This window comes from Exiguobacterium aurantiacum, from assembly GCF_001766415.1.
Taxonomy (GTDB): domain Bacteria; phylum Bacillota; class Bacilli; order Exiguobacteriales; family Exiguobacteriaceae; genus Exiguobacterium; species Exiguobacterium aurantiacum_A.
In genome coordinates, this window is record NZ_MKXO01000020.1 from 1 (window position 1) to 1502 (window position 1502).

Consider the following 1502-nt stretch of genomic DNA (forward strand, 5'->3'; position numbering starts at 1 on the left):
GACGATGAGGTAGATAGGTCATGGGTGGAAGCACGGCGACGTGTGGAGCTGAATGATACTAATCGGTCGAGGCTTTGATCTAGAAACGGTTTGAACTTGATGAGTCTTCAGTTTTCAGGGAACAATTCCCTTGTCTGGTGGCGATAGCGAAGCGGCCACACCCGTTCCCATGCCGAACACGGAAGTTAAGCGCTTCAGCGCCGAAAGTAGTTGGGGGTCTCCCCCTGTGAGGATAGGACGTTGCCAGGCTTTTTATTTTTTTACAAAACTTATTGACTTTATCCTAATTGACATTTAAAATAGGTGGAGTCGATACAAATAGTTTTACAAACGGTCCCGTGGTGTAGCGGTTAACATGTCTGCCTGTCACGCAGAAGATCGCGGGTTCGAATCCCGTCGGGACCGCCATTTTTAATTTAAACTTAATAAGTTGGCTTTGTAGCTCAGTTGGTAGAGCAAAGGACTGAAAATCCTTGTGTCGGCGGTTCGATTCCGTCCAAAGCCACCATTTACACCTGCCGGTGTAGCTCAGTTGGTAGAGCATCTGACTTGTAATCAGAGGGTCGAGGGTTCAAATCCTTTCGCCGGCACCATTTTTTCATGGCGATTGTGGCGAAGTGGTTAACGCACCGGATTGTGATTCCGGCATTCGAGGGTTCAATTCCCTTCAGTCGCCCCATTTTAAATTAATGAGCCATTAGCTCAGTTGGTAGAGCATCTGACTTTTAATCAGAGGGTCGCAGGTTCGAGCCCTGCATGGCTCACCATTTCTCATTAATTAATAGTTATATTTGAATATTATATGCGGGTGTGGCGGAATTGGTAGACGCGCTAGACTTAGGATCTAGTGTCCTTGACGTGGGGGTTCGAGTCCCTTCACCCGCATCTCTAATCAAAACTCATATTGCGGAAGTAGTTCAGTGGTAGAATACGACCTTGCCAAGGTCGGGGTCGCGGGTTCGAATCCCGTCTTCCGCTCCATTAATACGCGGTCGTGGCGGAATCGGTAGACGCGCTAGGTTGAGGGCCTAGTGGTGGTTAACACCGTGGAGGTTCAAGTCCTCTCGACCGCATTTTATGCACCCTTAGCTCAGCTGGATAGAGCGTTAGACTACGAATCTAAAGGCCGGGAGTTCGAATCTCTCAGGGTGCACCATTTATAACGGGAAGTAGCTCAGCTTGGTAGAGCACTTGGTTTGGGACCAAGGGGTCGCAGGTTCGAATCCTGTCTTCCCGACCATTTATTTTTTGGTCTTTGAAAACTGAACGATGAGGCAAAAAAAGTTTTACAAGTTTTGATTGAAGCGCAAGCTTCGTCATTTTCAAGAGCTATATCAAATTCTTTGGAGAGTTTGATCCTGGCTCAGGACGAACGCTGGCGGCGTGCCTAATACATGCAAGTCGAGCGCAGGAAATCGACGGAACCCTTCGGGGGGAAGTCGACGGAATGAGCGGCGGACGGGTGAGTAACACGTAAAGAACCTGCCCTCAGGTCTGGGATA

General features: G+C 48.7%; 10 tRNA genes and 2 rRNA genes. All 12 read left to right on the forward strand.

Annotated elements, in window-relative coordinates:
* Nucleotides 1–133: 133 nt before the first annotated feature.
* Nucleotides 134–249, forward strand: a 5S ribosomal RNA gene (rrf, locus tag BJU60_RS14630).
* Nucleotides 250–332: 83 nt separating this feature from the next.
* Nucleotides 333–408: transfer RNA gene (locus BJU60_RS14635), tRNA-Asp, on the forward strand.
* Nucleotides 409–432: 24 nt separating this feature from the next.
* Nucleotides 433–508: transfer RNA gene (locus BJU60_RS14640), tRNA-Phe, on the forward strand.
* Between the two features lie 9 nt (nt 509–517).
* Nucleotides 518–593, forward strand: a tRNA-Thr gene (locus BJU60_RS14645).
* 10 nt (nt 594–603) lie between these two features.
* Nucleotides 604–679 (forward strand) — tRNA-His (locus BJU60_RS14650).
* Between the two features lie 12 nt (nt 680–691).
* Nucleotides 692–767 (forward strand) — tRNA-Lys (locus BJU60_RS14655).
* Between the two features lie 37 nt (nt 768–804).
* Nucleotides 805–885 (forward strand) — tRNA-Leu (locus BJU60_RS14660).
* Nucleotides 886–906: 21 nt separating this feature from the next.
* Nucleotides 907–981: transfer RNA gene (locus tag BJU60_RS14665), tRNA-Gly, on the forward strand.
* 7 nt (nt 982–988) lie between these two features.
* Nucleotides 989–1073 (forward strand) — tRNA-Leu (locus tag BJU60_RS14670).
* A gap of 6 nt (nt 1074–1079) precedes the next feature.
* A tRNA-Arg gene (locus tag BJU60_RS14675) sits at nt 1080–1156 on the forward strand.
* A gap of 7 nt (nt 1157–1163) precedes the next feature.
* A tRNA-Pro gene (locus tag BJU60_RS14680) sits at nt 1164–1240 on the forward strand.
* Between the two features lie 100 nt (nt 1241–1340).
* Nucleotides 1341–1502, forward strand: a 16S ribosomal RNA gene (locus BJU60_RS14685); the annotation flags it as partial.